This window comes from Bradyrhizobium sp. SZCCT0153, assembly GCF_018129995.1.
Classification (GTDB): Bacteria; Pseudomonadota; Alphaproteobacteria; order Rhizobiales; family Xanthobacteraceae; genus Bradyrhizobium; species Bradyrhizobium japonicum_G.
Genome location: NZ_JAFCKS010000002.1, coordinates 474,517 through 500,739, shown reverse-complemented (window position 1 = coordinate 500,739; position 26,223 = coordinate 474,517). Strand labels below are relative to the sequence as shown.

The 26,223-nt window shown below is 64.0% G+C and carries 21 protein-coding genes; 8 read left to right on the top strand and 13 right to left on the bottom strand.

Going from position 1 to position 26,223, the window contains the following annotated elements; genetic code table 11:
• Positions 1-12: 12 nt before the first annotated feature.
• The 4 genes from JQ572_RS10140 to JQ572_RS10125 all read left to right on the top strand — a co-directional run bounded on the left by JQ572_RS10140 (position 13) and on the right by JQ572_RS10125 (position 2,746).
• Positions 13-957 (top strand): metallophosphoesterase family protein, encoded by a 945-nt coding sequence (locus JQ572_RS10140; protein WP_211382862.1) that lies wholly within the window; start codon positions 13-15, stop codon positions 955-957.
• Positions 958-982: 25 nt separating this feature from the next.
• A complete protein-coding gene (locus tag JQ572_RS10135) occupies positions 983-1,306 on the top strand; it encodes a cupredoxin domain-containing protein (protein ID WP_211382861.1) in 324 nt (107 codons plus the stop codon).
• Positions 1,307-1,433: 127 nt separating this feature from the next.
• Positions 1,434-1,982, top strand: a complete 549-nt coding sequence (locus JQ572_RS10130) for a sigma-70 family RNA polymerase sigma factor (RefSeq protein ID WP_211382860.1) — start codon at positions 1,434-1,436, stop codon at positions 1,980-1,982.
• Positions 1,979-2,746, top strand: coding sequence for an anti-sigma factor family protein (locus JQ572_RS10125; RefSeq protein ID WP_211382859.1), 768 nt, complete (start codon positions 1,979-1,981; stop codon positions 2,744-2,746). The genes JQ572_RS10130 and JQ572_RS10125 overlap by 4 nt, the downstream gene beginning before the upstream one ends.
• 155 nt (positions 2,747-2,901) lie before the next feature.
• Here JQ572_RS10125 and hpnO read toward each other — a convergent pair whose 3' ends face one another.
• Positions 2,902-4,293: an aminobacteriohopanetriol synthase HpnO gene (gene hpnO / locus JQ572_RS10120; RefSeq protein WP_211382858.1), complete on the bottom strand. Its 1,392-nt coding sequence runs from the start codon at positions 4,291-4,293 to the stop codon at positions 2,902-2,904.
• A 141-nt stretch (positions 4,294-4,434) separates the two neighbouring features.
• Here hpnO and JQ572_RS10115 point away from each other — a divergent pair, with 141 nt between their 5' ends.
• A complete protein-coding gene (locus tag JQ572_RS10115; RefSeq protein WP_211382857.1) occupies positions 4,435-5,067 on the top strand; it encodes a DUF2147 domain-containing protein in 633 nt (210 codons plus the stop codon).
• Here the strand turns inward: JQ572_RS10115 and hpnN are convergent.
• Entirely contained in the window at positions 5,035-7,623 is a 2,589-nt protein-coding gene (gene hpnN / locus JQ572_RS10110) for a hopanoid transporter HpnN (protein ID WP_211382856.1), read from the bottom strand. The two genes, JQ572_RS10115 and hpnN, sit on opposite strands and share 33 nt — an antisense overlap.
• Before the next feature lie 465 nt (positions 7,624-8,088).
• On the opposite strand from hpnN, the gene ispH reads away from it, so the two are divergent.
• Together ispH and hpnH are read left to right on the top strand one after the other, a co-directional pair.
• Positions 8,089-9,015: a 4-hydroxy-3-methylbut-2-enyl diphosphate reductase gene (gene ispH, locus JQ572_RS10105; RefSeq protein ID WP_211382855.1), complete on the top strand. Its 927-nt coding sequence runs from the start codon at positions 8,089-8,091 to the stop codon at positions 9,013-9,015.
• A gap of 35 nt (positions 9,016-9,050) precedes the next feature.
• Complete coding sequence (gene hpnH / locus JQ572_RS10100; RefSeq protein ID WP_211382854.1) at positions 9,051-10,211, top strand: adenosyl-hopene transferase HpnH; 1,161 nt, start codon at positions 9,051-9,053, stop codon at positions 10,209-10,211.
• Positions 10,212-11,199: 988 nt separating this feature from the next.
• Here the strand turns inward: hpnH and JQ572_RS10095 are convergent.
• The 7 genes from JQ572_RS10095 to JQ572_RS10065 form a co-directional block, all read right to left on the bottom strand.
• Positions 11,200-12,156, bottom strand: a complete 957-nt coding sequence (locus JQ572_RS10095) for a hypothetical protein (RefSeq protein WP_211382853.1) — start codon at positions 12,154-12,156, stop codon at positions 11,200-11,202.
• Positions 12,157-12,400: 244 nt separating this feature from the next.
• Positions 12,401-13,150, bottom strand: coding sequence for a phosphorylase (locus tag JQ572_RS10090; RefSeq protein WP_211382852.1), 750 nt, complete (start codon positions 13,148-13,150; stop codon positions 12,401-12,403).
• Entirely contained in the window at positions 13,147-15,129 is a 1,983-nt protein-coding gene (shc, locus tag JQ572_RS10085) for a squalene--hopene cyclase (protein ID WP_211382851.1), read from the bottom strand. Before shc ends, JQ572_RS10090 begins: the two co-directional genes overlap by 4 nt.
• Before the next feature lie 64 nt (positions 15,130-15,193).
• Positions 15,194-16,450, bottom strand: a complete 1,257-nt coding sequence (hpnE, locus tag JQ572_RS10080) for a hydroxysqualene dehydroxylase HpnE (protein ID WP_211382850.1) — start codon at positions 16,448-16,450, stop codon at positions 15,194-15,196.
• Positions 16,450-17,289, bottom strand: coding sequence for a presqualene diphosphate synthase HpnD (gene hpnD, locus JQ572_RS10075; protein ID WP_211382849.1), 840 nt, complete (start codon positions 17,287-17,289; stop codon positions 16,450-16,452). Before hpnD ends, hpnE begins: the two co-directional genes overlap by 1 nt.
• Positions 17,279-18,163, bottom strand: a complete 885-nt coding sequence (gene hpnC / locus JQ572_RS10070) for a squalene synthase HpnC (protein WP_211382848.1) — start codon at positions 18,161-18,163, stop codon at positions 17,279-17,281. The genes hpnD and hpnC overlap by 11 nt, the downstream gene beginning before the upstream one ends.
• 182 nt (positions 18,164-18,345) lie before the next feature.
• Positions 18,346-18,579 (bottom strand): hypothetical protein, encoded by a 234-nt coding sequence (locus JQ572_RS10065; protein ID WP_211382847.1) that lies wholly within the window; start codon positions 18,577-18,579, stop codon positions 18,346-18,348.
• Positions 18,580-19,036: 457 nt separating this feature from the next.
• On the opposite strand from JQ572_RS10065, the gene JQ572_RS10060 reads away from it, so the two are divergent.
• Complete coding sequence (locus tag JQ572_RS10060) at positions 19,037-19,534, top strand: hypothetical protein (RefSeq protein ID WP_211382846.1); 498 nt, start codon at positions 19,037-19,039, stop codon at positions 19,532-19,534.
• A 123-nt stretch (positions 19,535-19,657) separates the two neighbouring features.
• Here JQ572_RS10060 and JQ572_RS10055 read toward each other — a convergent pair whose 3' ends face one another.
• The 4 genes from JQ572_RS10055 to JQ572_RS10040 all read right to left on the bottom strand — a co-directional run bounded on the left by JQ572_RS10055 (position 19,658) and on the right by JQ572_RS10040 (position 26,149).
• Positions 19,658-22,024: an efflux RND transporter permease subunit gene (locus JQ572_RS10055; protein ID WP_211382845.1), complete on the bottom strand. Its 2,367-nt coding sequence runs from the start codon at positions 22,022-22,024 to the stop codon at positions 19,658-19,660.
• Between the two features lie 205 nt (positions 22,025-22,229).
• Positions 22,230-23,015: an ethanolamine ammonia-lyase subunit EutC gene (gene eutC, locus JQ572_RS10050; RefSeq protein ID WP_211382844.1), complete on the bottom strand. Its 786-nt coding sequence runs from the start codon at positions 23,013-23,015 to the stop codon at positions 22,230-22,232.
• A 6-nt stretch (positions 23,016-23,021) separates the two neighbouring features.
• The gene (locus JQ572_RS10045) at positions 23,022-24,608 is read right to left on the bottom strand and encodes a B12-binding domain-containing radical SAM protein (protein ID WP_211382843.1); all 1,587 of its coding nucleotides are present in this window, start codon (positions 24,606-24,608) and stop codon (positions 23,022-23,024) included.
• Positions 24,609-24,766: 158 nt separating this feature from the next.
• Positions 24,767-26,149: an ethanolamine ammonia-lyase subunit EutB gene (locus JQ572_RS10040; RefSeq protein WP_211383532.1), complete on the bottom strand. Its 1,383-nt coding sequence runs from the start codon at positions 26,147-26,149 to the stop codon at positions 24,767-24,769.
• Between the last annotated feature and the right edge of the window lie 74 nt (positions 26,150-26,223).

Below are 26,223 nucleotides of genomic sequence, written 5' to 3'. Positions count from 1 at the left end.
TGGAGATACGCGATGAGCGGACACGATCACGGCGACGACGGCTTGAGTCGCCGCAAGGTGCTGGAATGCATGACCTGGGCCGGCACTGGCGTGCTCTGGACCATCACCGGCGGGGTGCCGCGCTCGCTCGGCATCATCGATTCCGCGCAAGCCGCGACCGCGGCCGCGCCCGGCATGACCTTCCTCCAGATCAGCGACAGCCATGTCGGCTTCGACAAGCCAGCCAATCCCAATGCGCTCGGCACGCTGGAGGAAGCCGTGGGCAAGATCAACGCGATGCCGGTCAAGCCGTCATTCATGATCCACACCGGTGACATCACGCACCTGTCGAAGGCCGCCGAGTTCGACAATGCCGAACGCATCATCTCGCAGAGCAAGCTCGACGTGCATTACGTGCCCGGCGAGCATGACTTCCTCGACGAGGAGGTGAAGTTCTATCGCGAGCGCTACGGCCGCGGCACCAAGGGTGCGGGCTGGTACTCCTTCGACGCCGGCGGCGTGCACTTCATCGGCCTCGTCAACGTCGTCGATCTCAAGGCCGGCGGCCTCGGCAATCTCGGCGCCGAGCAGCTCGCCTGGCTCGAAGACGATCTGCGGGGCAAGTCGAAATCCACCCCGATCGTGCTGTTCGCCCACATCCCGCTCTGGACGGTCTATCCCGAATGGGGCTGGGGCACCGAGGACGGCGGCCGCGCATTGGAACAGGTGAAAGGCTTCGGTTCGGTCACCGTGCTGAACGGCCACATCCATCAAGTGATGCAGAAGGTCGAGGGCAACGTGACCTTCCACACCGCGCGCTCAACGGCCTTCCCGCAGCCGGCGCCCGGGGCGGCTCCCTCGCCCGGGCCGATGAAGGTCGAGGACGCCAGGCTCCGCTCGATGCTCGGCGTTGCCAGCGTCAACTTCAAGCAGAACGAGCAGCGGCTCGCGATCATCGACACGCCGCTGCAGGGCTGAGTCCAGGGCTGAACGGAAGCTGACAATGAAGACACTCAATCGCCGCGACTTCGGTGTCGCTGTGGCCGCGGCCATCCTGTTGCCCGCAACAGCTGCCCGTGCCGACGACATGGACGTGCATATCGACAATTTCGTTTTCCAGCCGGCCGAACTCAAGATCAAGGTCGGCACCACCGTGACCTGGACCAACCGGGACGACATTCCCCACACCGTGGTGTCGGCCGGCAAGTTCAGGTCCAAGACCCTGGACACCGACGACAAGTTCTCGTTCACCTTCACCAATGCGGGCGACTACAAGTATTTTTGTTCGCTGCACCCGCACATGACGGGGATGATCAAGGTTGAGTAACATCTCAAACCAAGGCATCAACGTCCTGCCCGGCCGGTGGTCCCACGCCGGCCGGGCGCGTGTGCCTTCGGTCACGCTCAGGGACGAAACAACGCGACGAGCAGAACAAGAGGCAAAGCGAGGAGCGATGCCCGCCAACGAAGATTTGCAGAAGGCGCAGCGCTTCCGCGAGGCGGCGCTGCCCTATCTCGACGACGTCTACACGCTCGCGCGCTATCTGCTGCGCGATGCCTCCGACGCCGAAGATGCGGTGCAGGAGTGCTATCTGCGCGCGCTGAAGCACTTTGACAGCTATCGTGGGCCGGCGATGAAGCCCTGGCTGTTCGCGATCCTGCGCAACGTCTGCAACGCGGAATATGCGCGGCGCGCGCACAGGCCCAGCGCGATCGAGGATATGCCCGGTGCCGCCGAGCAGACGCCGATATGGCAGGAGACCGAGGCAAGCCCGGAAACCGAAGTGCTGCGCAGCCGCGATGCCGGCACGATCCGCAAATTGATCGACGCGCTGGCCGAGCCGTTCAAGGAGACATTCGTGCTGCGCGAGATCAACAACCTGTCCTATCGTGAAATCGCCGAGGCAGTCGGCGCGCCCGTCGGCACCGTGATGTCCCGCCTCGCCCGCGCCCGCGCCATGCTGCGCGCGGCCTGGACGGCGGAAGAGGAGCAAGCAAGATGAATTGCGACGAAGCAAGGATCCTGCTTCACGCGCTGCTCGACAACGAGCTCGATGCCGGCCACGCGCGCGAGGTCGAAGCACATGTCGCCAGCTGCCCGGCCTGCGCCGCCGAGCTCGCAGCACAGCGCGACATGCAGCGCGTGCTCGCCGATACGAATTTACGCTACGCCGCACCCGCGAGCCTGCGCGCCCGCATCGAGGCCTCGATGCCGCAGCCTGAGCGCCGTCAGCCGACCCGCCGCTCCGTGCTGCGCGGTTTCGCGATGGGCTCGGCCGTCTCCGCGCTCGCCGCCTCCGGCGTCGTCGCCGTGGTGCTGCGCCAGGACGACCAGCAGCGCATCCTGTCGGAGGTTGTCTCCGCCCATCTGCGCTCGCTCCAGGCCGGTCATCTCATCGACGTGGTTTCCACGGACCAGCACACCGTCAAGCCGTGGTTCAACGGCAAGCTCGACGTCGCCCCGCCCGTGATCGATCTCACCGCGCAGGGCTTTACGCTGGTCGGCGGCCGGCTCGACTATATCGACGCCCGCGCCATCGGCGCCGTGGTCTACAAGCGCCGGCAGCACGTGATCAACCTGTTCGTATCGCAGACCTCGAGCACCGAACACCGGCCGCCGAAGACCCAGACCATGCAGGGCTTCAACTGCCGCCGCTGGGGCGAGCGCGGCCTGAACTTCTGGGCCGTCAGCGACATCGGCAACGACGAACTCGCCGAGTTCGTCGACAAGTTCGACGCGGCGATGAAGGCGAATGTGGAGGAATAGCTCTACCCCACAACATCATTGCGAGGAGCGAAGCGACGAAGCAATCCAGGCTGCCTCCGCGAACAGAGTCTGGATTGCTTCCGCCTTCGCCAAAGGCTTCGGCGGACAAGTCGCTTCGCTCGCAATGACGATTGCGGAAACGTCTCGGCAAAAAATCAGGCCGAACGTCTCACCGCGTTGTCCACCAGCGTCTTGCCGAGCGACCAGATCGCGCCGGGGACCTTGTGGCTGCCGGCGATGACGTCGTCGAAGGCGCGCTCGATCCAGCCGCAATCTTCCTCGGTGATGGTCAGCGGCGGCAACAGCTTGATGGTATGGCTGCCGTGACCGGCCACCTGGGTCAGGATCTTGTGATCCTTGAACAGCGGCACGGTGATGAGCTGGCAGAACAGGCCCTTGTTGGCGGCCTCCAGCACGTTCCAGGAAGCCCGCAGCCTCAGCGATTTCGGCGGGCCGAACTCGACGCCGATCATCAGGCCCTTGCCGCGCACTTCCTTCATCAGCTCGTAGCCGGGCACCATGCGCGTCAGCGCCAAGCGCAGCTCGGCGCCGCGCTTGGCGGCGGACTCGATCAGCTTCTCGGATTCCATGACGTCGAGCGTGGCGATGCCGGCGGCCATCGCGAGGTCGTTCTTGGAGAAGGTGGAGCCGTGCACAACCGCGCGGTCCATCTGATTAAAAATCTTGTCGAAGATGCTCTTGCGCGTCAGTACCGCGCCGACCGGCACGTGGCCGCCGGACAGCGACTTCGACAGCAGCACCATGTCGGGCTCGACGTTCCAGTGCTCGACCGCGAGGAAGCGGCCGGTACGGCCCATGCCGGTCTGGATCTCGTCGGCGACGAACAGCGTGCCGTATTTCTTGCAGAGCGCCGCCGCCCCCGGCAGGAACTCGTCCGTGGGCATGTTGACGCCCTTGCCCTGGATCGGCTCGACGACGAAGGCTGCGACTTCGCGCGAGGCCAGCGCCTTTTCGAGCGCGGCCAGATCGTTGAACGGGATCGAGGTGCAGCCCGGCAGCAGCGGCTCGAAGCCGGTGCGGAAGTTCGAATCCCCAGTCAGCGACAGCGCGCCATAGGTCAGGCCATGATAGCCGTGGGCGCAATAGACGATGCCGGGCCGGCCGGTGGCGCCGCGGGCGAACTTGATCGCGGCTTCGACGCATTCGGCGCCGGAATTGGCGAAGAACGCCTTGTCGAGATAGGGGACGTACTTCAGAAGCCGCTCGGCGAGCACGCCGGCGAGCACCGAGACGTCGAACTGGACGAGGTTGGGCAGGTCGGCATCGAGCACGCTCTTGAGCGCCTCGCGCATGACGGGATGATTACGCCCGATCGCAAACACGCCAAAGCCGGACAACAGGTCGAGATAGCGTGCCCCGTCGCGGTCGTAGAGGTACTGCCCCTGCCCCTTCTGGAAGCCGACGTCGTAACCGATGGTCTTGAGGACCCGAACGAACTGCTCGTTCAGATGCCGATTATGCAGGGCGCTGCGCTGGGCCTGACGGTCCGCGAATAGCTGAGACATGTCTGGATTTGGGCTGGGCATCCGCTACATACTTCGGTTGAGGGCAGTCTCGTCAACTGAAAAGGGACCGTTGCTGAAAACGGTCTGTGCGGCCTTTTGCCCTTTTTCGGACCATCTTCGCAAGCACAGCTTTAGGACATGTTGCACTGCCAAGGAACTATCATGCGTTTAGCCCTTTACACCGGACTAATACTGGCTGGCGGTTTCACCGGCCTGACCCCGGCGCTCGCCGCCGATCCTACCGGCGACTGGCGGGTCGCCGACGGCGTCGCCAATATTCGTGTCGCCCAATGCAATGGCAGCATGTGGGGCGCGGTTTCCTGGGAGAAACAGCCCGGCGGCCGCGACGAGAACAATCCCGATGCCTCGAAAAAGAACAGGCCGACGCTTGGCATGCCGACCTTGATCGACATGAAGAAGAAGGCCGGCGTCGATCAGTGGGAAGGACAGGTCTACAACGCCAAGGACGGCCAGCTCTACAGCGCAACCATCACGCCGGCCGGGACCGATCAGCTCGAGATCAAGGGCTGCGTGATGGGCTTCCTCTGCGGCGGCGAGACCTGGACCCGGGTCGGGCCGCCGATTCCCCTGAGTCCCGCCAACGCCATGGCCAAGGGTATGCCGAAGTCCACCGGCGCGGCGCCGAAAGCCCAGGCAACGACGGGTGCCATGGCCGCGGCGCCTGCGTCAGCAGCCCCGAAGGCCGCCGGCGCAGCCAAGCCCGGTCAGAAGAGTGCCTCCGACCCGGTCGGCGACATCTGCCTACTCCCTGAGATTGCGGGGTTTGCCCATTAGGGCCGGCTGGAACAGCAGCACTGCGGCAAGCGTCGTCACCAGCGAGAGAGCGAGCAGCTTGCCCATGCTGGACGTTCCAGGATGGCTCGACAGCCACAGACTGCCGAACGCGGTCGCCGTCGTCAGCGCGCTGAAAAAGATCGCGCGTGTCAGGCTGGTCTGGAGCAGGTTTGTCCTGCCCGAGCGCCAGGCCACGACATAATAGATCTTGAAGGCGACGCCGACGCCGAGCAGCAGCGGAAACGCGACGATATTGGCGAAGTTGAGCGGCAGGCCGATCAGCACGCAGATCTCGAGCGTCACCGCGCCGGCGACCAGGAGCGGCACCAGCGTCATCAGCACGTCAACGAACCTGCGCAGCGTGATCCACAGCAACAGGCCGATCACCAGCAGGGCATAGATGCCGGCGTGGATGAACGCCCTCACCACGGTGTCGCCGGATTTCAGGATCGAGACCGGCCCGCCGATCGCGGTCGGCTCGGCAACGAGCACTGCCGCCGCAAATTTGCGCAGCGTGTCGTTGTCGTTGGGATCGCCTTTGGGCAGCGCCTCGACGCGGATGATGCCGTCCTTGCTCTTCCAGGCGTTGACGAGGTCGGGCGGCAATGACTTCAGGGTCACCGTGTCGGCCTGCATCGCATTCCTGAGCTGGTCGAACGCGATCTTCAGCGGCGTGATGAACACGTCCTGCGCCTTGTTGCGCGTGGCCTCGTCGCCATTGGCGAGCTTTTCGAGCGCGTCCGCCAGCCGGCGCGAGGCGACCGCACCCGCGCCCTTCGCATCACCCGCGGTGCGGCGCAGATTGTCGACCGAGGATTTCAGCGCATCGACGTTTTCCTGGTCCGAAGGCGCAGCGTCGATCTGGTCGGGATTGAGCGCGGGGTTCAGCACCTTGGCGCCCTGCGCAAGCAGCTTCAGCTTCGGCGGCTGGTCCTCCGGCACGAAGCTGTTGAGCGACATCACCCGCAGCACCTCGGGGACCTTCTCCAGCTTCGTCTCGACCTGCCTCGCCTGCTCCTCGGACGTTGTCATCACGTTGATAGCGTTGGCGCCGGTGTTGGGATCCTTGCGCAGGTCGAGGAAAGTCGCGATCGATTCGGCCTTCGGGTTGCGCAGGTTCATCGGGTTGAAGTCGAACTTCATGAAGTAGAGCAGCGGCAGGCCGGCGACCGCCAGCAGCAGCGTGCCGCCCACCACCAGCACGCGGTGCTTTTCCAGGAAATAGTCGAGCGGCGCCAGGAAGGCGTAACCGACCGGCTCCTTCTCGCCGGGCGGATTCAACAGCTTCAGCAGCGCCGGGAGGATGGTGATCGAGGAGACGAAGGCGACCAGCATGCCGACGCCCGCGATCTGGCCGAGTTCGGCAATACCCTTGTAGTCGGTCGGGATGAAGCAGAGGAAGCCGGCCGCGGTCGCCATCGCCGCCAGCGACAACGGGATCGCCGAGCGCTTGGCCGCCAGCACCAGCGCGCCCGAGAGATCGTTGTGCTTGTAGCGCTCCGAACGGTAGCGGACGCTGTACTGGATGCCGAAGTCGACGCCGAGGCCGACGAACAGCACCGCGAATGCGATCGACAAGAGATTGAGCGAGCCGACCATCATCAGGCCGGCTGCGGTCGTCAAGGCAAGGCCCACGAAGAGATTGATAAACACCGCGAAGATGATCTTCGCCGAATGCAGCGCCAGCCACAGGATCAGGAGCACGACGAGAACCGTGCCGATGCCGTTGACGACGGCGCCTTCCTGCACGGTGGCGTATTCCTCGTTGGCGATCGGGACCGGACCGGTCAGCCGCACCCGCGCCTGGTATTTGGTCGGAAAATCGAGATCGATCGCGGCCTTGCGGATCGCGTCGGTGGCGCCCTTGCCGGGCTCCAGCGCGTTGTAGTCGAGGACCGGTTTGAATTCGATGAAAGCACGCTTGTCCGAATCCGTCAGCGGCTCGTCGCTGACGAGCTCGCGCCAGGAGAAGCTCGCATTGCCCTTGTTGAGCACGGTCTCGACCGTCTGCGCGATCAGGTTGAAGGGTCGCTCGGTATTGTCGAGCTTGACCTGGCCGCGCTTGACGCCGGCGAGTCCCGTTTCAAGGGCACCGGTCAGGCCGCGGATCGAGGGATCGCCCGCCATGATCTCGATGAGGGGCGCTGCGGATTGGAACTGGCCGGTGATCTTGCTGACTTCCTCGGTCGGCAGGAACAACAGGCCGTTCTTCTCGAAAAACTCGCCGGTGCCGAGTTGCTGCATCGACTGGAAGTTGGTCTTGTCGTCCTTCAGCTTGGCAAAGAGCGCGTCCGAAGCCGCGGTCGCCATCTCCGGCGTCTTGGCCTCGACGACCGCCGTAATCGTCGCATCGCGGTCGAAGGCGCGATCGAACTGCTGGTCGCGCTGGCGCCAGTCCAGATTCTGGGCAATCAGCGAATTGATGTCGGTATTGATGGCGAAGTGCTGGGACGTGTAGTAGCCCGCCCCCACCGCCAGCAGGAGCCCGAGAATGACGACGAGGGAGGCAAACCGGGTGCAGGCCCTGACGACGGCAACGACTACGCTTTGCAGCACTTCTTTTCTTTCTGCGGTTAACGGCTTGCCGGAAACGTCCGCTGTTTATCGGAGTTCCCGGGCGAAACCTATTGCTGTTTTGAGTGGTTCTCGCCGCAAGGAGGTTCGAGGTAAACAGCGACAGACTGCGGCAAAATCATGCGGGTCGGTCGGTATAGCCGGTCAGTTGAGGCGGGAACGTGACGAAGGAGTGGGCACAAATGACGCCCATTTGCTCACGGAGATGCCCTCTACTATGATACCGATAAATTGATCCAGCAGGGAACCAAAGTTCATTCGGTCTTTCCTTGCTGCCGATTTTTTGACACAAAGTATTGCGCCTCCATGCACCGGAGCCCCGACAGGGGTGGGCAGTTACCGCGTGCGAGAAGCCGATGGTGCGGATATTGCAGCTCATTGGTCAGTATCGGGGTGCCGCCGGGGACTTGAGAAGCGGATTGGTGCAACTTGCGTGATGGGCGTCCAATGGAAGTTTATCTGGCGCAACCGCGCGGTTTCTGCGCGGGCGTGGTGCGTGCGATCGAGATCGTGGAACGGGCGCTGGAGAAGTACGGCCCGCCCGTCTACGTGCGCCATGAGATCGTGCACAACAAGTACGTCGTCGAGAGCCTGAAGAACAAGGGCGCGATCTTCGTCGAGGAGCTGTCCGAGGTTCCGCCGAAGGCGGTGACCGTGTTCAGCGCCCATGGTGTCGCCCGCAGCGTCGAGGAAGAGGCCGCCGCGCGCGACCTTCCGGTGCTCAATGCCACCTGTCCCCTGGTCACGAAAGTTCACAATCAGGGGAAGCGCTACATCACCAAGGGCCGTACCCTGATCCTGATCGGCCATGCCGGCCACCCCGAGGTCGAGGGCACGATGGGCCAGGTTCCCGCCTCCGTGCTGCTGGTCCAGAGCGTCGAAGAGGTTAACGCCTTGACGCTGCAGGCGGATACGCCAGTGGCCTACATTACCCAGACCACCCTGTCGGTCGACGACACAAGGGACATCATTGCGGCCCTCCAAGCCCGCTTTACAGATATTCAAGGCCCGGATATCCGGGATATCTGCTATGCGACACAGAACCGCCAATCTGCGGTAAGGGACTTGAGCAAGCTGGTCGACGTGATCTTGGTGGTGGGCGCTGCCAACAGCTCGAACTCGAACCGGCTCCGCGAAATCGGCACTGAAGCCGGTGTCGCGAGTTATTTGATTGCCGACGGCAGCAAGCTCAATCCGGAGTGGTTGAAAGATGCCAGGACCGTCGGCGTCACGGCCGGCGCCTCGGCGCCCGAGGTACTCGTGGATGACGTGATCGAAGCGATGCGGCGGATCGGACCGGTCAAGGTCCAGGTGCTGCCGGGCCGCGAGGAAAACATCGAATTCCGGCTTCCGGCCCAATTGGCTGCGAGCTGACCCACCCCAATTCCAAGCCCAGAAAGAAACTCGTAATGGCTATCCCCTTCTTCAAGGAAATGCGTATCGGCGGCTATTTGCTCAAGCAGAAACTGCTTGGCCGCAAACGCTATCCGCTCGTGCTGATGCTGGAGCCGCTGTTCCGCTGCAACCTCGCCTGCGTCGGCTGCGGCAAGATCGACTATCCCGATGCGATCCTGAACCGCCGCATGACGGCGCAGGAGTGCTGGGACGCCGCCGACGAATGCGGCGCGCCGATGGTGGCGATTCCCGGCGGCGAGCCACTGATCCACAAGGAGATCGGCGAGATCGTGCGCGGCCTCGTCGCGCGCAAGAAGTTCGTCTCGCTCTGCACCAACGCGCTGCTGCTCGAGAAGAAGCTCGACCTGTTCGAGCCCTCGCCCTACCTGTTCTTCTCGGTGCATCTGGACGGCCTGAAGGAGCACCACGACAAGGCGGTGTCGCAGAAGGGCGTGTTCGACCGCGCCGTCTCCGCGATCAAGGCGGCCAAGGCGCGCGGCTTCACCGTCAACGTCAACGCCACCATCTTCGACGGCCATCCGGCCGAGGAGATCGCGAAGTTCTTGGACCTCACCGTCGAGCTCGGCGTCGGCGTCTCGATGTCGCCCGGCTACGCCTATGAGCGCGCGCCGGACCAGGAGCACTTTCTCAACCGCACCAAGACCAAGAAGCTGTTCCGCGACGTCTTTGCGATGGGCAAGGGCAAGAAGTGGAACTTCATGCATTCCGGCCTGTTCCTCGACTTCCTCGCCGGCAACCAGGAATACGAGTGCACGCCGTGGGGCATGCCCGCGCGCAACATTTTTGGTTGGCAGAAGCCCTGCTACCTGCTCGGTGAAGGCTACGCAAAAACCTTCAAGGAGCTGATGGACACCACCGACTGGGAAACCTACGGCACCGGCAAGTACGAGAAGTGCGCCGACTGCATGGCCCATTGCGGCTACGAGCCGACCGCGGCGACCGCAGCCCTCAACAACCCGATCAAGGCGATGTGGGTGTCGCTGCGCGGCATCAGGACCACCGGCCCGATGGCGCCGGAGATCGACATGAGCAAGCAGCGTCCGGCGCAGTACATCTTCTCGGCGGAAGTGCAGAAGCGCCTGTCGGAGATCCGCAAGGACGAGGCCGACGCCGCGCAGGAGAAGGCCGCGCGGAAGGCTTCGACCGCCGCGTAATCGGACGCAATCAACTCTCACGACGAAGGCCCGGCCGCGATCGCGACCGGGCCTTTTCTTTGCGCCGTTGTGCCGCCAGAGGAGCGGCCCGTGTCCCGGACGCTCTGCAGCGCTCTTTGCGTTGCTGCGCAGAGCCGGGACCCAGCAGCCACGCGCCGTGTCGATAAATGGGCCCCGGCTCTGCAGCGCACCGCTGAAGAAGCGCTGCGCGGCGGCCGGGGTACGAGGCGCGAGTGTGTTGCTCGCTCTCTCCACGTCGTCATTGCGAGGAGCTCTTGCGACGAAGCAATCCAAAATCCTTCCGCGGAAAGATTCTGGATTGCTTCGCTGCGCTCGCAATTGTGCAAGTCCACTAATTCGCTGATCGACGCGCGTGCCGGTCGGCCGCCGCATCACCACGAAGTTTGACGCCAGAACCCCGGGGCGTCGGGACCACACGACTTCTCCGTCCGCGGACGGTTTGACCTGATCGCCGGGAGCTCGCGTGTGCTCACCTCCGACGACGGCCGAAACCGCTGTGACCGCGCCGTGTCGTATCGCGTCGCGCCTGACTCACGGTCGCCCGCCCTGTCATCGCCTGCCGCGCCGGCGCTACCGCGTCCACCGCACCCCGACCCGCATCTCGTGACGATCGCGAAGCGCCCCTCTGGCAGGGCCGGGATGGCGGACATATGCCGCAAATCCGAAATTCGGGAAAGTGGAATATTTTTGCGAAGAGGGGTTGACGGGGGTTGCGGTGTTTTGCCCGACGCCTCCCATGGCGCCAGCCCGCAGAGCAACTGGCCCGACGCCTCCCATGAGGATTACGGTGACAGTGCTGGACTGCAACGTAATTCCAGGAAGAAACGGGCGCGATTCGAAGCCAGCTGCCGTGCGACCAAATGGAATGCTCCAGATTGGCGGCTGACGCCGCCAAAAAAACGATCTACGCGCTGTTGACTACCTCTAGCCAGTGGGTGCCACCATAGCTCCCGCAACTAAATATCAGTTAGCGGTTCGGCAAGACCTTCTGGATACCTTCTTCAATCTTCGAGGAGATCAACCCATACAATAGCGAGTGCGCCGCGATAGCTCGCTCAAGCTGACAGAAGTTACTGAAATTCCAGTATGCAACCGACAAGCCATCGACTACGCTTGCATAGTTGATAGATAGAATTTGTCCTGGCTCAATCTTCGACTTTCTTGCCTGCGAACTCCTTAGGTATAAGCTAGGTGCGAAACGTCCTTCTTGTGGGGAAAAGTAGAAAAATCTTCGATCGTCGATAAACCAATAAAGACTCCAGTCGCCTGCGACTGCCTTCGAAAATACCGGACGATCGCTTCGCGATCTGGCCTTGTCAAAATGAAAGCCAAATGTTGCCGCATCGCGTTCCATAATGGCTTTGAAAAACGAGTAACGCTCTCCTTCGTCAAACGAGTGTCCTTTCCCTCGCACCATTTCACTTGCGTGGATATCGGCCTCGTTTTCAGCCAATTTCCTCTCGCATCTCCACATATCCTGTAGCTGTCTTTCGTGATCGGACCTCCGCATGACACTGTCTTGAACGAGTCTTCTTCGGCACGGATCCACCTCTCGCCGCCAAGCGGCTTCGCCGCCACCAAAGCGGCTGCTCAGATCTCTTTCCGGGCAACCGTTCTCAATATCGCGTTTCTGTCTTAGCTCCTGAAGGAGCGGTGAAAAATAGAGATCCTTGAAGTTCTCGTCAGGAATTGGAAAGTTGCCAGGTTGACCTAGTCGTTCCTTGATACTCTCAACGACGCATTGGCGGTGGAGTACGATGTCTTCATCCACTTGAGCAAACGACTCAACAAATTCGCTTCGAATCGAAAAGGCCGAGAAACCCTTCTTCTTCAGGTGGTCAGAGTAGTTGGGCGCATTCTCGCCTATGGAGATCCAATTGCGACAAATCGCGTTGGCCTGCTCAAAGGAAAGCTTCGAAGTCATCTTTCACCATCCATGTACGTTCGTCCTCATCCTAAGGGACAAATACCGCTGGTGAATTACGGTGACAGAATTACGGTGACAGTGCTGGACCGCCCCCTTAAGTGAGCCAACGGTAATTGCAGTGACGGTGCTGGGTGATGAACCCGGATTGCGGTCCGCTCCATCCAAGCTCTACCGGTCGAAAAGAAAAGGCCCGGTCACCATCGCGACCGGGCCTTTTCTTTTGTCAGCTCGAGGAAACCGCTCAGGCCGTCTCGGACACCAGAACCTCGCTGCCGACGAGCTCCGTCCCGATCAAATAATCGCGGCAGCCTCGCAGGCTACGCAGCGCGCGGTTGAAGTCGATGCCGGTCGAGACCAGTCCATGCAGCGCTGCCGGATTGCGCACGATGCCGCGCAGCACGGCGGCAAGGTCGATCTGGCCGTTCGGCTTGATGGCGGCGCGGGCAAGCGCGGGCAGCGCGCGGTGGGCGGGATCACTGATGACGCGGACAGCGGCAAAGGGCAGCCCGGCCTCGGCGGCGTACGCGGCCGCGATGTGGCTTTCCATGTCGACGGCGGCCGCTCCCGTCTCCGAATGCAGCGCCGCCTTGCAGGAGCGCCCGGTGACCACTTCCTCGGCGCCGGCAAGGCTGCCGCGCACCACGCGGCGACGTCCCGACGTCAGGCGGTCGATCAAATCGTCGCCGAGCGACAGGCCGGCGGCCCAGCGGGTGTCGCCTGAAAGCACCTCGGTCGCCAGCACGACGTCGCCGGAGCGCAAGGTCGGGTCGAGCCCGCCGGCCACGCCGAACGAGATCACGCCGCGAATCGTCTCGGGGTCCACCACGGTCAGCAGCGCCCGCAACTGGGTCGGGCTGCTGGACGAGCAGATGACCGCCATTCCGGGCCCGGCCGCGATGCGGGCCTCCTGAACCAGACCGGTCACAATGAGTATCGGTCGCGGATCAATAGCATTGCCCGCGGTAAGATAGTCCCCCATCCCCAAAGTCACATTCCGACCCCTACCACCCTGCTGTTGGTGTTCCGCAAGTTCCGATACCGCGCCAACGCCCACAGCGGGAAGAACTTTGGGTAACCATGATAACGTAGATAGAATACACGGGGAAAGCCCGTGGCGGTGTACCGCTGCTCGTCCCACAGTCCTTTTTCGTTCTGTGTTGCAATCAGGTACTCCACCCCGCGGGCGACGGCCGGGTGATCAACCTCGCCTGCAGCCATCAGGGCAAGCAAGGCCCATGCCGTTTGCGAGGCGGTCGAGGGGGCGGCTTCCCATCCCCGGTAGTCCAGGCGATAGCTGACGGCGTCCTCGCCCCAGCCCCCGTCCTTGTTCTGGATCGAGGCCAGCCAGGCGGCGGCCTTGCGCATCATCGGGTCGTCGTGGCTGACGCCGGCCATGTTCAGGGCGCAGAGCACCGACCAGGTTCCATAGATGAAGTTCATGCCCCAGCGGCCGTACCAGGACCCTTCCGGGTGCTGGGTCTTGCGGAGGTAGGCAACGCCCTCGGCGACGTGCTTGCTGGTCCTGGCGGTCTCGCCGAGCTGGGCCAGCATCGAGATGCAGCGGGCGGTGACGTCCTCGGTCGGGGGGTCGAGCAGCGCGCCATGGTCGGAAAACGGGATGTTGTTCAGGTAATATTCGAGGTTGTTCACGTCGAAGGCGGCCCAGCCGCCGTCGTCGCTCTGCATCCCCTCGATCCACTCCCGGCCGCGGTCGATCGCGGCGTCATAGCCGGTCACGCCGTGCTCCCGGCGCATCCGGTCCATCGACATCACCACCACGGCGGTGTCGTCGAGGTCGGGGTAATGGGCATTGTTGTACTGGAAGGCCCAGCCGCCCGGGCGCACGTCGGGCCGCTTCACCGCCCAGTCGCCCTTCACCTCGAGCTCCTGCTTCGGGATCAGCCAGTCGAGGCCCTGCCTGGCCGCCGGCACCGCCTTGTCGCCGCCGGCCTCGAGCAGCGCGTGGGCGGTCAGCGTCGTGTCCCACACCGGCGAGACGCAGGGCTGGCAATAGGCTTCGTCGTCCTTGATCACGAGCAGCTTGTCGATGCCCCGGCGCGTGACCGCGCGGGGCGGAAAATTCTCGTCCTTGCCGAGCGCGTCGTACATCATGACGATGTTGGCCATGGGCGGATAGATCGCGCCCATGCCGTCCTCGCCGTTGAGGCGCTCCTCGGTGAAGGCGAGTGCCGCGTCAATCGCGCGCTTGCGCAGGCTCTTCGGAAACATCGGCTCGACCACGCGCAGGATGCCGTCGAGCGCGCGAAACAGCACGAACCAGGCCATGCTCTGGTGCGGCGCCTTGGCGGTCATGCCGATCGAACGCGGATCCTGCAGGAACAATTCGTCGATGCCGACGCTCTTCGGATTCTTCGCGCGCGGCTTGAGCGCAGCGAGAACCATCAGCGGCACCATGGTGGTGCGCGCCCAGTAGGAGATCTTATTGAGGTGGAACGGCGACCAGAACGGCAGCAGAACGATCTCGATCGGCAGCACCGGTACCGCGCGCCAGGTCACCACGCCGAACATCGCCAGCATGAAGCGCGTGAAGACATTGCTGTTGATGGCGCCGCCGCGTGCGTGCATCGCCTCGCGCGCGCGCACCATGTGCGGCGCGTCGACGGAATCGCCGATCATCTTCAGCGCGAAATAGGCCTTCACGCTGGCGCTCATGTCGAACTCGCCGTCATGCACCAGCGGCCAGCCGCCATGGGCGCCCTGGATGCGGCGCAGATAGTTGCCGATCTTGGCTTCGAGCGCGGTATCGACGGGCTCGGCGAGGTAATGGCGCAGCAGGATGTATTCGGCCGGAATCGTGCAGTCGGCCTCGAGCTCGAACACCCAATGGCCGTCCGGTTGCTGGAAGCCGATGACGCCTTCCGTGGCCGACGCAATGCTCGATTCCAAGGTCCTTGATTCCAGGATCCCGGGTTCTTGGGCTTCGCGGCTGGTCGGGTTCACGGAATCCATCTCGCTCGATTGCTCCGATAGTCGATTGAAATTGACCGGGACATTTGCCCGTCAGGGCCGCTCTTCAGGATCCTTTGGCGGCCAGAACCAGATCGGCGGCGCGATCACCGGACCGGACCGATCCCTCGATGGTTGCCGGCAATCCCGTAGCAGTCCAGTCGCCGGCGAGAAACAGGTTTTTCAGCGCGGTGACCGGCCCCGGACGCAGCGCATTCTGCGCCGGCGTGGCGGCGAAAGTGGCCCGGCGCTCGCGCACGATCTGCCACGGTGGCAGATCGCCGGACACGCCGCCGGCCTTGCAGACGTCGTTCCAGATCGCCTGCGCGAGTTCCTCGCGCGGCATGTCGACCAGACGGTCGCCGTTGCTGATGGTGACGGAGAGCCGGTTCGGAAACGCGAACAGCCATTCCACGACGCCGCCGATCACGCCCAGGATCGGCGCCGAGCCCGGCGGCGGTTCAGTGCGGAAATGCGCATTCACGATGGCGCGGAATTCAGTCGGCGTCTTCAGACCCGGCAGCAGGCTGGAGGCGGCGCGCGGCGGCACCGCCATCACGACGACGTCGCCGTCGGCGAGCTGGATCACGTCCTCGCCGCCGAAATTCAGCGCGCCGGCCTTGCCGTCCGCGGCCGTAAACGAGCGCAGCTCATGGCCGAGCTGAACGGTGTGGCCGCGCTCGGTCAGGAATTTGACGGCCGGCTCGATCAGCACGGCGCTGAGGCCGTCGCGCGCGATCAGTGGACGGCACGCCTGTCCGCCTGCAAGCAGCGTCTCGCGCACGATCGCGCCAGCGAGCCCGGCCGAGCCCTCGGGCGGATCGACGTTGAGCGCAGCCAGCAGCAGCGGCTGCACCAGACGCTGGTAGAGGACGCCTTCGCAGGGAATGGACTTGCCAACCAGCGTCTGCTCCGAGGCCCAGATCAGCGGCGCCAGTTTGAGATAATCGGTGAGCCCGGTGTCGGGAACGCGACGGCTCTCGTCGAGCACCCAGGTCGGCAGCCGGCCATCGCCGAGATCGATCTGCCAGCGCTGCCCGGTCGTGATGTCGACGAAGGGAAACTGCGCGCGATCGGGGCCGACGAGGCCGGCCTCGGTGCCGATCGAGCGCGCATAGGCGCGCGCATGGCTGTTGCCGGACAGCAGCAGATGATTGCCGTTGTCGATGGTGAGATTGGTGGCGCCATCGAAATAGGAGCGGCAGCGGCCGCCGGCCTGGTGCGTCGCCTCGTGCACGGCGACCTTGAAGCCGGCATTGGCGAGCCGCACGGCGGCAGAGAGGCCGGAAATTCCAGCGCCGATGATGTGAGCTGTGTTTTGCATCAGATGAAAGCGTAGCGGAGCAGGATCAGGATGCGTGTGATCTTCGACACACGCACCGGCTCGCGCGGCGCGTTGAACCCGCGCGCGATCAGGAGGTCCAGAATCGAATGATAGTATTTCGACATGATCCGCGGCGCGCGCACGGCGCGGCGCCTGTTGCGGTTCATGATCTCGTCCGACGTCTCGAAATGCGCCTTCGCGCGCTGCGCCAGCGGCAGGCAGACCTTCGGCAGCGCGCGCTCGGCGATCACGCGGCTCGGATCGTCGGAGGTGATGCCGGCATGCAGCAGCGCCTCGCGCGGCAGATAGAGCCGGCCGAGGCCGGCGTCCTCGTCGATGTCGCGCAGGATGTTGGTGAGCTGAAGCGCGCGGCCGAGATGATGGGCGAGCTGGATGCCATCCTCTTCCGGCAGCCCGAACACCCGCACCGACAACCGCCCCACGGCGCTGGCGACGCGATCGCAATACAGATCCAGCGTCGCCATGTCGGGCGCGCGGATGTCCTGCGGCACGTCCATCTCCATGCCGTCGACGATGGCGAGGAAATCCTCGCGCTTCAGCCCGAAGGTCTTGACGGAGGCGACGTAGTCCTTCAGCCGCGGCGGCGGATGGCCCTGGTAGAGCGCGTCGATGTCGTTGCGCCATTGCTGAAGTGCGGCGAGCCGCTCGTCGCGCGGGCCATCGGAATCGGCGATGTCGTCGACCTGACGGCAGAAGCTGTAGATCTGGAACATCGCTTCGCGCTGGTCGCGCGGCAGGATGCGCATCGCGGCGTAGAACGAGCTGCCGGATGCGGTCGAGCCATAACTGGCGCCGGGCGCGGCCGCCTCAAGCGTCATGTGCAGTCCCCGGTCTGGAAATGGCCTTGCGTCCGATCGCGCGGCGGCCGACTTCGCCGATCATGCCGGCGACGCTGAAGGTGAGAAGCTCGAACTTGTTCAGGTGCACGCGCTCGCGCAGGGGATCGCGCACCTTCAACAGGCGCACGATACGGTCGGCGTAGGCCTGGATCACCGAGACGTCGAGGCCGAGCCGGAAATCCCTGATCTCCGCAGCCAGCGACCTGCCCTCGCCCAGCAGCGCCTCGTTGCGGATTGCGAGCCCCTGCAGGCAGGCCAGCATCGCCGGCGGCGACTGCGCGAGCCCGAGCTGCTCGACCGATGCGCCGCTCGCGGCCAGCGCGTCGCGCGGTAGGTAGACGCGATTGAGCTCGCGAAAATCCTTGCCGCAATCCTGGAGGTGATTGTTGATCTGCAGGCCCGCGCAGAGCGCGTCCGATGCGGCCCAGGTCGAGGTGCTCTCGCCATGGACGTCGAGCATGAAGCGGCCGACCGGCATCGCCGAGTAACGGCAATAGTGGATGACCTCGTCCCAATTCTCGTAGCGCAGCTTGGTCACGTCCATGCGGAAGGCGACCAGGACGTCGAGCGCGTGTCGCGGCGTCATGCCGCGCTCGGCCAGCGCGCGCCGCAAGATGACGGCTTCGGCCTGGGTGTCGCCGGTGCCGAGCAGTTCCGCCTCGAGCAGATCGAGATAAGCGAGCTTCTCGTCGCCCGGCAGCGTGGCGTGATCGGCAATGTCGTCGGCGGTGCGGACGAAATTGTAGTACGCCAGGATCAGGGCGCGATGACGCGGATGGATGATCCAGGACGCAACGGGAAAATTCTCGTCGCGGTCACCCTTGCCGGATCGCAATTCGCTCGCAGAGGTCATCGAGGGCTGGTCTACAATCGTTTGGACAGGAAGGGCTTTTCGCTCGCGCGGGCTCATGCCGCCGCGGCCCCCATATAGGGGAATACGGCCGCAAAACCAATCCTGTCTCTCGATGGCTGCCCTTCGCGGATCGGACCCGAAAAGGCGGCCCGGGGGCCGCCCTTGTGGGCCAGTGGCCCAGCTTACTGGCTGTGGTTCTTCAGGACCTGATCGCAGGCCTGGGAGATCTTGGCCCGGTTCTCCTTGAGGCAGGCCAGGATCGTGAAATCGCCCTGATCGATGACCGGACGGCAGAACTTCTGCACGTCGCGCGTGCAGGCCTTCTGCTCGGAATCCGTGCCACGGCCTTGCTGGGCGAACGCCGCCGTGGAGAGGGATGCCGACAGCAGGGTGAGAGCGACGAGAAGCTTACGCATTGTATTCCTTCATTCTGACGGCAGAATCGCACCGATCCCGGACAACACAGGGCAGACGGGAACGGATTGGTCTGATGGCAAGTCGCCGCGGAACGTGCGGCCTCGGAGAAGGCACAAGCACTGGAAAATGCGGCCAAATTGGCGCCGCACCCACCAAATCAGGTCTTCCCTGGGCCTTCATTGGCAGATGTAAGAGGTTGATACTACGCCATAATTTAGACAGGCCGCGTTTTGCTGCCCACCTGTTGCAGCGCTGCATCGCTGAAGCCCGCTTTTCCCGCCAGAAACATATCGAAACACGGCAAATCGCGAGCCCGGAACATGGCGCGAGGGGCTGTGAACCGCCATCTCTGGCGCTCACGCTTTGAACCTGACAGGGGCTCGAAGCACTAAACCTTCGATGTGGCGAGACGTTCTTGATGATCAGCGGACGTCGTTCCAAAACGGGATATTTGAGATGAAATTCTTTGGGCGATCTGAACTGGCAATCAAGGCGGCCGGCATCGGGGCTATGCTGCTGTTCTCAGTTTCGGCAAGTCAGGCTCAGTCGTCCGGACCGTTTGCAGGTTTCGACGGCGCGTGGACCGGCACCGGTACCGTGTCGCTGTCCGACGGCTCCACCGAGCGCATCCGCTGCAAGGCGGACTACAAGGTCGCCGGCAGCGGTCTCAGCCTCAAGCAGGCCCTGCACTGCGCGTCCGACAGCTACAAGTTCGACCTCACCAGCGACGTGACGAGCCAGGGCGAGCGCATTTCCGGCAACTGGAGCGAGGCCAGCCGCAACATCTTCGGCAATTTGCAAGGCACCGCCGGCGGCGGCCAGATCGAAGTGTTCGTCGAGGCCAACGGCTTTGCCGCCAATTTGTCGCTGCGCACCAATGGCACCAAGCAGACCGTGCAGATCTCCTCGAAGGGCGAGATCCGCGGCGTCAACATCACGATGACGAAGAGCTGATTCCCTGCTCGATCGAAAGCAACACAGCCCCCGGTTCTCGCGAGCCGGGGGCTTTTTGCTGATTGGATCTACCGGCAAACGCCTGCGTCGGGTCCATGCTCCACGCGGATCAAGCCGCGCTACTCAGATCGCCGGCTTGTCGGTACCCTGCAGCCTGGCGTGCAGATTGATCAGCCACATCGCCGTCGGCCGCAGGATGAAGAGGTCGGCGACGAGAGCCATCACCATCGAGAAGGCGCTGAGCCAGCCGAACAGCCGCAGTGACGGCAGGTCGGAGAACACGGTGACGACGAGGCCGCAGGCCAACACCAGCGTGGTCAGGATCAACGCCGGGCCGACCAGAACGGTCGCGCGCTCCACCGCAAGCGCCGAGCCGACGCCCGGCTTGCTCTCCAGCCTGAGGCGATTGAGGAAGTGGATGGTGGCGCTCAAGCCCAGGCCGAACGAGACGGTCAGCGCGACGACGCTGGCGAATTGCAGCCCCTCGCCCATCGCCCACAGCACCGTTCCCGACATCACCACGGGGAAAATGCCCGGCAGGATGCAGGCGAACATCACGACCCAGGAGCGGAAGGCCAGGCCGATGAAGATCGCGACCAGCGCGAACTCGACGGTGAGGCCGCGGTTGAGCTTCTCGATCATGCCGGCCGAATTGCGCGCGGCGATCGCGGCAAGGCCCGTCACGGCGATCTCGTAGCCGGGATGCTTCTTGCGGACGGCGTCAAGCTCGGAATCGAGCTTGTCGACGATCGGCAGCAGCTGACTGGAATCCTTGTCCGGCACGCGGCCGGCGACCACGACCGCATCCTGCTCGGCATCGATGAAGCGCCGCACCAGATGCTCGGGAATGACGCTGACATACTCTTTAAGCGTCGCGACGTCGGCGCCGCCGGCCTTTTCCGCGAGCCAGCGGCGCAGAGTCTCAAGCGACCAGACGTTGCCGACACCGGCCGCCTTCTCCACGGTCGCGTGCACGTCCGCAATCGTCTGCAGCGTCTCCGGCGAATAGAGCGTCTCACCCTTGGGGAACTGGACCAGCACGTTGACCGGATTGGCGCCGGTGAGCTTGGCATCGAGCCGGTCGCTGGCGGCGACCGCCTGGCGCTTGTCCGGCACCTGGTCTGCGAGCCGGTAGCGCGGCTCCAGATTGGCGTAGATGACGCCGAGGCCGGCGACGAACACCACCGCGATCAGGCTGAACAGGCCGGGACGGCCCACCATGCGCACCGCGATCCAATAGCAGAAATTGCGCAGCGCCTGGACGCCGGCATCCGCGCTCTGGAACTTGGTCGCAAAGACCTTCTCGTTGCGCACCAGCAGCACGCCGAACACCGGCACCAGCGACAGCACCGCGACCAGCGCGATGATGGTGGCGGCGAGACCAGCCTCGCCGAATTTGCGGATCAGGTCGGAGTCGGAGAACTGGAGCGCGATGAAGGAAATGCCGGCGGTGCCGTGCGTCAGCACGCAGGCCGGTCCCACCACCAGCACCGCGTTCTTGAATGCGGTGAACTTGTCCTGGCCTGCGATCAGCCGGTCACGCGCGGCGAAGGTGAGCTGCATCGAGTCCGAGAAGCTGATGACCATGATGAGCGGCGTCATCACGTTCAGGAACATGTTGAGATTGAAATTGGCCCAGCCGAGCGCGCCGAGCGCCAGCAGGATCGCGATCATCGGCGGGAACGCCGCCGCCACCATGAACGAGATCTTTCTGAAGAAGATGATGGCGATGACACAGCCGGCGAGAATGCCGAGGATGTTGTAGGTGAGCCCGTCGCGCTCCACCGCGTTGCGGATCTCGAGCTGCATCACCGGCACGCCGGAGAGCTGCACGTTGAGTCCGGTATCGCCGAGGTCTTCCTTCATCAGGGCGCGGATGTCGCCGACGGTCTTGGTCAGCTTGCTGGACGCGACGACCTCCGGATCGAGCGAGAGCACGATCAGCGCGAGCGTGCCGTCCTCCGACAGCAGCTTGCCGCGGATGATCTCGTTGTTTTTGACGGTCTCGATGAACTTGTCGTAGGCGGCGCCTTCGGGCAGATCGGGCGGGAACAGTGCCGCCGGCAGCTTGCCCGGCGCCGGCGCCTGACGCGCCGAGAACAGCGAGACCAGGCCGCGCGTGCCTTCGACGAGCTGCATGTCGGTGACGAAGTCGCGCAGCTTCTCGAGGTTGTTCCTCGCCAGCAGATTCTTGCCCTCGACCACGACGAGAACGTCGAATTCCTCGGCCGGGAACTTCTTGGTCACCGCTTCATACTGTCGAAATTCCGGCGTGTTCGAGCGGAATAGCTGCGACAGCGAATCGTCGATCTTGATCCGGTGGATGCCGAACACGGCGCCGACGATCAGCACGAGCAGGACGATGCAGGACACAATCGGCGCCCGGACGGCGATCAGCCCGATGCGCTCCAGCCCGAAGGCGATGGAAGACGCAGGTCCCTGCTCGACCTTGTCGACATGAACCTCACTCTCGCTGTGCTTTTCGAGCATGCCTTGTCCAGTTCCTAAATCGGCTCGGTCTGTGAGCTTATTGCGCCCCGCGAACGGCTTCAAAACGCCATACCAATGGGAGGCTTGTCCTTTGAAAATGTGTGGAAAATCGCCGCGAGGGGTTTAGCAGGTCAATCACCCTTTTCGCAAGCAGGCGGAAGGTGGCCAAACCGATCAAGATGCGGCGATTTTGCCGGAATGCCCGTCATTCGGGCAGAGCCGTGCCAATTCGACGCGGTGCACGGTCCGCGCTCTCGTCCTTCAGCGCCACGCCGGTTGCCTCTCGCGCCAGACCCTCGCGGACCAGCCAGGCGATCTTGAAGGCGGCCTCGTCGTGGCTCAAGCCGGCCTTGTGGATGTTCGACACGCAATTGCGCTCGGCATCGGTGCGGCCCGGCTTCGGCGCGAAGGTCAGATAGGCACCGAGACTGTCGGGTGCCGAGAGGCCCGGCCGCTCGCCGACCAGCATCACGACCATGCGCGCACCGAGAATGGCGCCGATCTCGTCGCCGAGCGCGACGCGCGCGCCTGAGGCGACGACGACGTGGCCGATCGCGACACCGTCGTCGGCTGCGAGCAACGTCAGCAGGCGCGACACCAGCGATGCCGCATGGGCGTGGACCGCGGCCGCCGATAGGCCGTCGCCGATCACGACCGCAAGCTGGCACGGCGCCGAGGCACTGCGCGCCAGCACTTCGGCCGAACCACCATCGAGCTGTCGTCCGAGATCCGGCCGGCGCAGATAGTCCCTGCGGTCGACTGCCTGGCTCCTGACCTCGGTGACGACGAGGCCAAGCTCGCGGAGATCGGCGGCCAGTCGCGGCGCGTCGAAGACGGCATGCACGGCATCGCGGGCGCGGGCATGGTCCAGTGTGAAATCGAGCAGCGCGCGCGTCGGCACGCTCGCGCCGCTACGCCCGAGCGCGACGCGCGCGGGCGTGAGCGACCGCAGATCGAGGGTCGGGCGGCGCGGGACGGCCGGATCAGACATGTCGCATCATTCGGCTGGAACGGAAGCCTCGCGCAGCCGGATCGAATAGTTCGAGGCGTTCTGCTGGCCGGTCGAAGCCGCGCGCGCAAAGGTGATGAGATGGTGCGCGATCAGGGTACAGCCGATCAGCCCTTCGAGATCGCCGCGCTTGATGCGGCCCAGCGCGAACTTCCAGAACACGCGCTTATAGTCGCCGAGCACGCCGACCTTCCAGAAGATGTTGCGCAGCATGACGAGGCCGCGCCTGATATTGGCCCAGGTCTTCATCTCGTCCGGCACCGGCATCTTGAGGCGGTGGGGATAGGTGTGGTCGCATTGGTACTGGAAGCGGGCAAATACCTTCTCGGGCTCGTAGGCGGCGCCCATGCAATGCTTCCAGGACGCAACGACATCGTCATAGGGCAACAGGAAGTCGACGTTGGAATCGCGGCCGTCGTCCTCGATCAGGCGGCCCTCGCGCTCCAGCCGGTCCCATAGCGGCGTCTTCGGCAGCGCCTGGAGCAGATTGATAGTGAGCAGCGGTATCTGGGATTCGTCGACGAAGGCGAGCAGCGCATCGGATGTCTTCGGCTTGTCGGTGTCGAGCCCCATGATGATGCCGGACACGACCTCCATGCCGTAGGAGTTGATGGTACGCACACCTTCGAGGATCGGGACCATCATGTTGTGGTCCTTGTGCATCGCCTTCAGCGCGTCGGGATCGGGCGTCTCGATGCCGCAGAAGATGGTGATGAAATAGGCCTCGCGCATCTTCTCGAGGATTTCGGGCCGCTTGGCGATGTTGAGCGTCGCCTCGCAGGCGAGCCGGACCACGTAGCCGGTCTTTTTCTGCCATTCGATCAGGTGCGGCAACAGGTCCATCGCCGCCTTGCGGTTGCCGATGAAATTGTCGTCGACGAAATAGACCGTGTCGGTCATGCCGCATTCGCGCAGGCGGTCGAGCTCGGCGATGATCTGCTCCGGCGACTTGATGCGCGGATTACGGCCGTAGAGGCCGGGGATGTCGCAGAACTCACACTGGTAAGGGCAGCCGCTGGAATACTGGATGCTGCCGAGGAAGTATTTCTTCACGTCGGCGAGTTCGTAGGCCGGGATCGGAAACTCCGTCATCGGCACGCGGTCTTTGGTCGTGAGGATGACCTGCTGTTCCGGACGCGAGGTGTCGCGCGACAGGATCTCGAACAGCTGATGGGTGGCGTCGCCGAGCTCGCCGACATGGAGATAGTCGAACGACGGATAATAGTCCGGGCAGGCGCTGACCGAGGGACCGCCGAGCGCGACCGGAAGGTCGAGTTCATGGGCACGGCGGCAGATGTCGTTCATCTGCTGGCGCTGGATATGCATGCCGCTGACGAAGACCGCCTCGGCCCATTCGAACTCCTCCCTCGTCGTGCGGCGAAGGTTCTCGTCGACGAATTTGACCTGCCATTCCCTGGGCAGATAGGCCGCGAGCAGCAAAAGCCCCTGCGGAGGCATGAAGGCCCGGACGCCGTCGGTCAGCGGATAGGAATGTTCGAATGTACCGAACGAAGACGTGTAACGCGGAAACACGCAGAGGATCCGCCGGGACGTACCGTTGCATTCAGCTCGCATCAAAGCTCCCCCAGCCACGTTCGGTATATGGTGCGGAATAGCCGGACATATAGCGTAACGCTGCCGCCGAAATTTCTCAACATTGTGGCATCATTCTAATTCACGAAGGGGGCCAATGGTTTCCTTGACTTCTACCGAGGCTGAGCGCCTGCAGCCCGTCAGGCAATCAGCCGGGAGGCAAAATCGGGCAGCAGGCCTGCATCGGCGGCAAGACGGAAGTCAGCGCCCACAATGCCCGACTGCGCCAGCCAGTCGTCGAATTCCGGCGCGCGGCGCAGACCGAAGACGTCACGGACATAGAGCGCGTCGTGAAAAGACGTCGACTGGTAGTTCAGCATGACGTCATCGGCGCCGGGGACGCCCATGATGAAGGTGACGCCGGCGGCGGCGAGCAGCGTCAGGAGGTTGTCCATGTCGTCCTGGTCCGCCTCGGCATGGTTGGTATAGCAGATGTCGATCCCGAGCGGCAGGCCGAGCAGCTTGCCGCAAAAGTGGTCCTCCAGCCCGGCACGGATGATTTCCTTGCCGTCGTAGAGATATTCCGGGCCGATGAAGCCGACCACGCTGTTGACCAGCAATGGCGCAAAGGCGCGGGCGACCGCATAGGCGCGGGCCTCGCAGGTCTGCTGGTCGACGCCGTGATGGGCGTTGGCGGACAGCGCCGAGCCCTGCCCGGTCTCGAAATACATCACGTTCTCGCCGACCGTGCCGCGCTTCTGCGACAGGCCGGCCTCCTGCGCCTCCCTCAGCAGCGCGAGGTCGATGCCGAAGCTGCGGTTGGCGGCTTCGGTGCCCGCGACCGACTGGAAGACGAGGTCGACCGGCACGCCCTGCCCGATCAGCGACAGCGTCGTGGTGACATGGGTCAGCACGCACGCCTGTGTCGGGATCTTCAGCCGCGCGATGATCTCGTCGAGCAGGCGCAGCAATTGCCCGATCACGGCCGGATCGTCGCTGGCCGGGTTGATACCGATGCAGGCATCGCCGGCGCCGAGCAGGATGCCGTCGAGGATGGAGGCGGTGATGCCCCTCGCGTCGTCGAAGGGGTGGTTGGGCTGGAGCCGCGTGCTCATCCGGCCCTTCAGGCCAATGCTGTTGCGAAAAGCGGTGGTGACCTCGCATTTTCGCGCGACCAGGATCAGGTCCTGGTTGCGCATCAGCTTCGAGACCGCGGCCGCCATCTCCGGCGTGACGCCGCCTGACAGCTTGCGCAGGACGTCGGGCGTCGCGGCATCCGACAGCAACCAGTCGCGGAAGGCGCCGACGGTCAGCGAGGCCACCGGTGCGAAGGCTCTTGTGTCGTGGCTGTCGATGACGAGACGGGTGACCTCGTCGGCCTCGTAGGGGATAACGGCCTCCTGCAAGAACTGCCCCAGCGGGACGTTGGCGAGCGCCATCCGCGCCGCGATCATCTGCTCGGCGCTGGCGGCGGCGATCCCGGCCAGCCGGTCGCCGGAGCGCGGCGGCGTCGCCTTGGCGAGCAGGTCGCGCAGATCCGGGAATGCGTAGGTCGTGGCGTCGATGGTGTGGCGGTAGAGCAAGGGTCTCTCCGGGTCTCGTCGGCCAGAGGCCGAGTCCAGGGCGATCTTGAAGGCGATCTTGAAGGCGATCCCGG

Excerpts from the sequence above, each read along its gene's own strand:
- JQ572_RS10140 (WP_211382862.1), top strand. The coding sequence starts at position 13 with ATGAGCGGACACGATCACGGCGACGACGGCTTGAGTCGCCGCAAGGTG.
- JQ572_RS10135 (WP_211382861.1), top strand. The coding sequence starts at position 983 with ATGAAGACACTCAATCGCCGCGACTTCGGTGTCGCTGTGGCCGCGGCC.
- JQ572_RS10130 (WP_211382860.1), top strand. The coding sequence starts at position 1,434 with ATGCCCGCCAACGAAGATTTGCAGAAGGCGCAGCGCTTCCGCGAGGCG.
- JQ572_RS10125 (WP_211382859.1), top strand. The coding sequence starts at position 1,979 with ATGAATTGCGACGAAGCAAGGATCCTGCTTCACGCGCTGCTCGACAAC.
- hpnO (WP_211382858.1), bottom strand. The coding sequence starts at position 4,293 with ATGCCCAGCCCAAATCCAGACATGTCTCAGCTATTCGCGGACCGTCAG.
- JQ572_RS10115 (WP_211382857.1), top strand. The coding sequence starts at position 4,435 with ATGCGTTTAGCCCTTTACACCGGACTAATACTGGCTGGCGGTTTCACC.
- ispH (WP_211382855.1), top strand. The coding sequence starts at position 8,089 with ATGGAAGTTTATCTGGCGCAACCGCGCGGTTTCTGCGCGGGCGTGGTG.
- hpnH (WP_211382854.1), top strand. The coding sequence starts at position 9,051 with ATGGCTATCCCCTTCTTCAAGGAAATGCGTATCGGCGGCTATTTGCTC.
- JQ572_RS10095 (WP_211382853.1), bottom strand. The coding sequence starts at position 12,156 with ATGACTTCGAAGCTTTCCTTTGAGCAGGCCAACGCGATTTGTCGCAAT.
- shc (WP_211382851.1), bottom strand. The coding sequence starts at position 15,129 with ATGGATTCCGTGAACCCGACCAGCCGCGAAGCCCAAGAACCCGGGATC.
- hpnE (WP_211382850.1), bottom strand. The coding sequence starts at position 16,450 with ATGCAAAACACAGCTCACATCATCGGCGCTGGAATTTCCGGCCTCTCT.
- hpnD (WP_211382849.1), bottom strand. The coding sequence starts at position 17,289 with ATGACGCTTGAGGCGGCCGCGCCCGGCGCCAGTTATGGCTCGACCGCA.
- hpnC (WP_211382848.1), bottom strand. The coding sequence starts at position 18,163 with ATGACCTCTGCGAGCGAATTGCGATCCGGCAAGGGTGACCGCGACGAG.
- JQ572_RS10065 (WP_211382847.1), bottom strand. The coding sequence starts at position 18,579 with ATGCGTAAGCTTCTCGTCGCTCTCACCCTGCTGTCGGCATCCCTCTCC.
- JQ572_RS10060 (WP_211382846.1), top strand. The coding sequence starts at position 19,037 with ATGAAATTCTTTGGGCGATCTGAACTGGCAATCAAGGCGGCCGGCATC.
- JQ572_RS10055 (WP_211382845.1), bottom strand. The coding sequence starts at position 22,024 with ATGCTCGAAAAGCACAGCGAGAGTGAGGTTCATGTCGACAAGGTCGAG.
- eutC (WP_211382844.1), bottom strand. The coding sequence starts at position 23,015 with ATGTCTGATCCGGCCGTCCCGCGCCGCCCGACCCTCGATCTGCGGTCG.
- JQ572_RS10045 (WP_211382843.1), bottom strand. The coding sequence starts at position 24,608 with ATGCGAGCTGAATGCAACGGTACGTCCCGGCGGATCCTCTGCGTGTTT.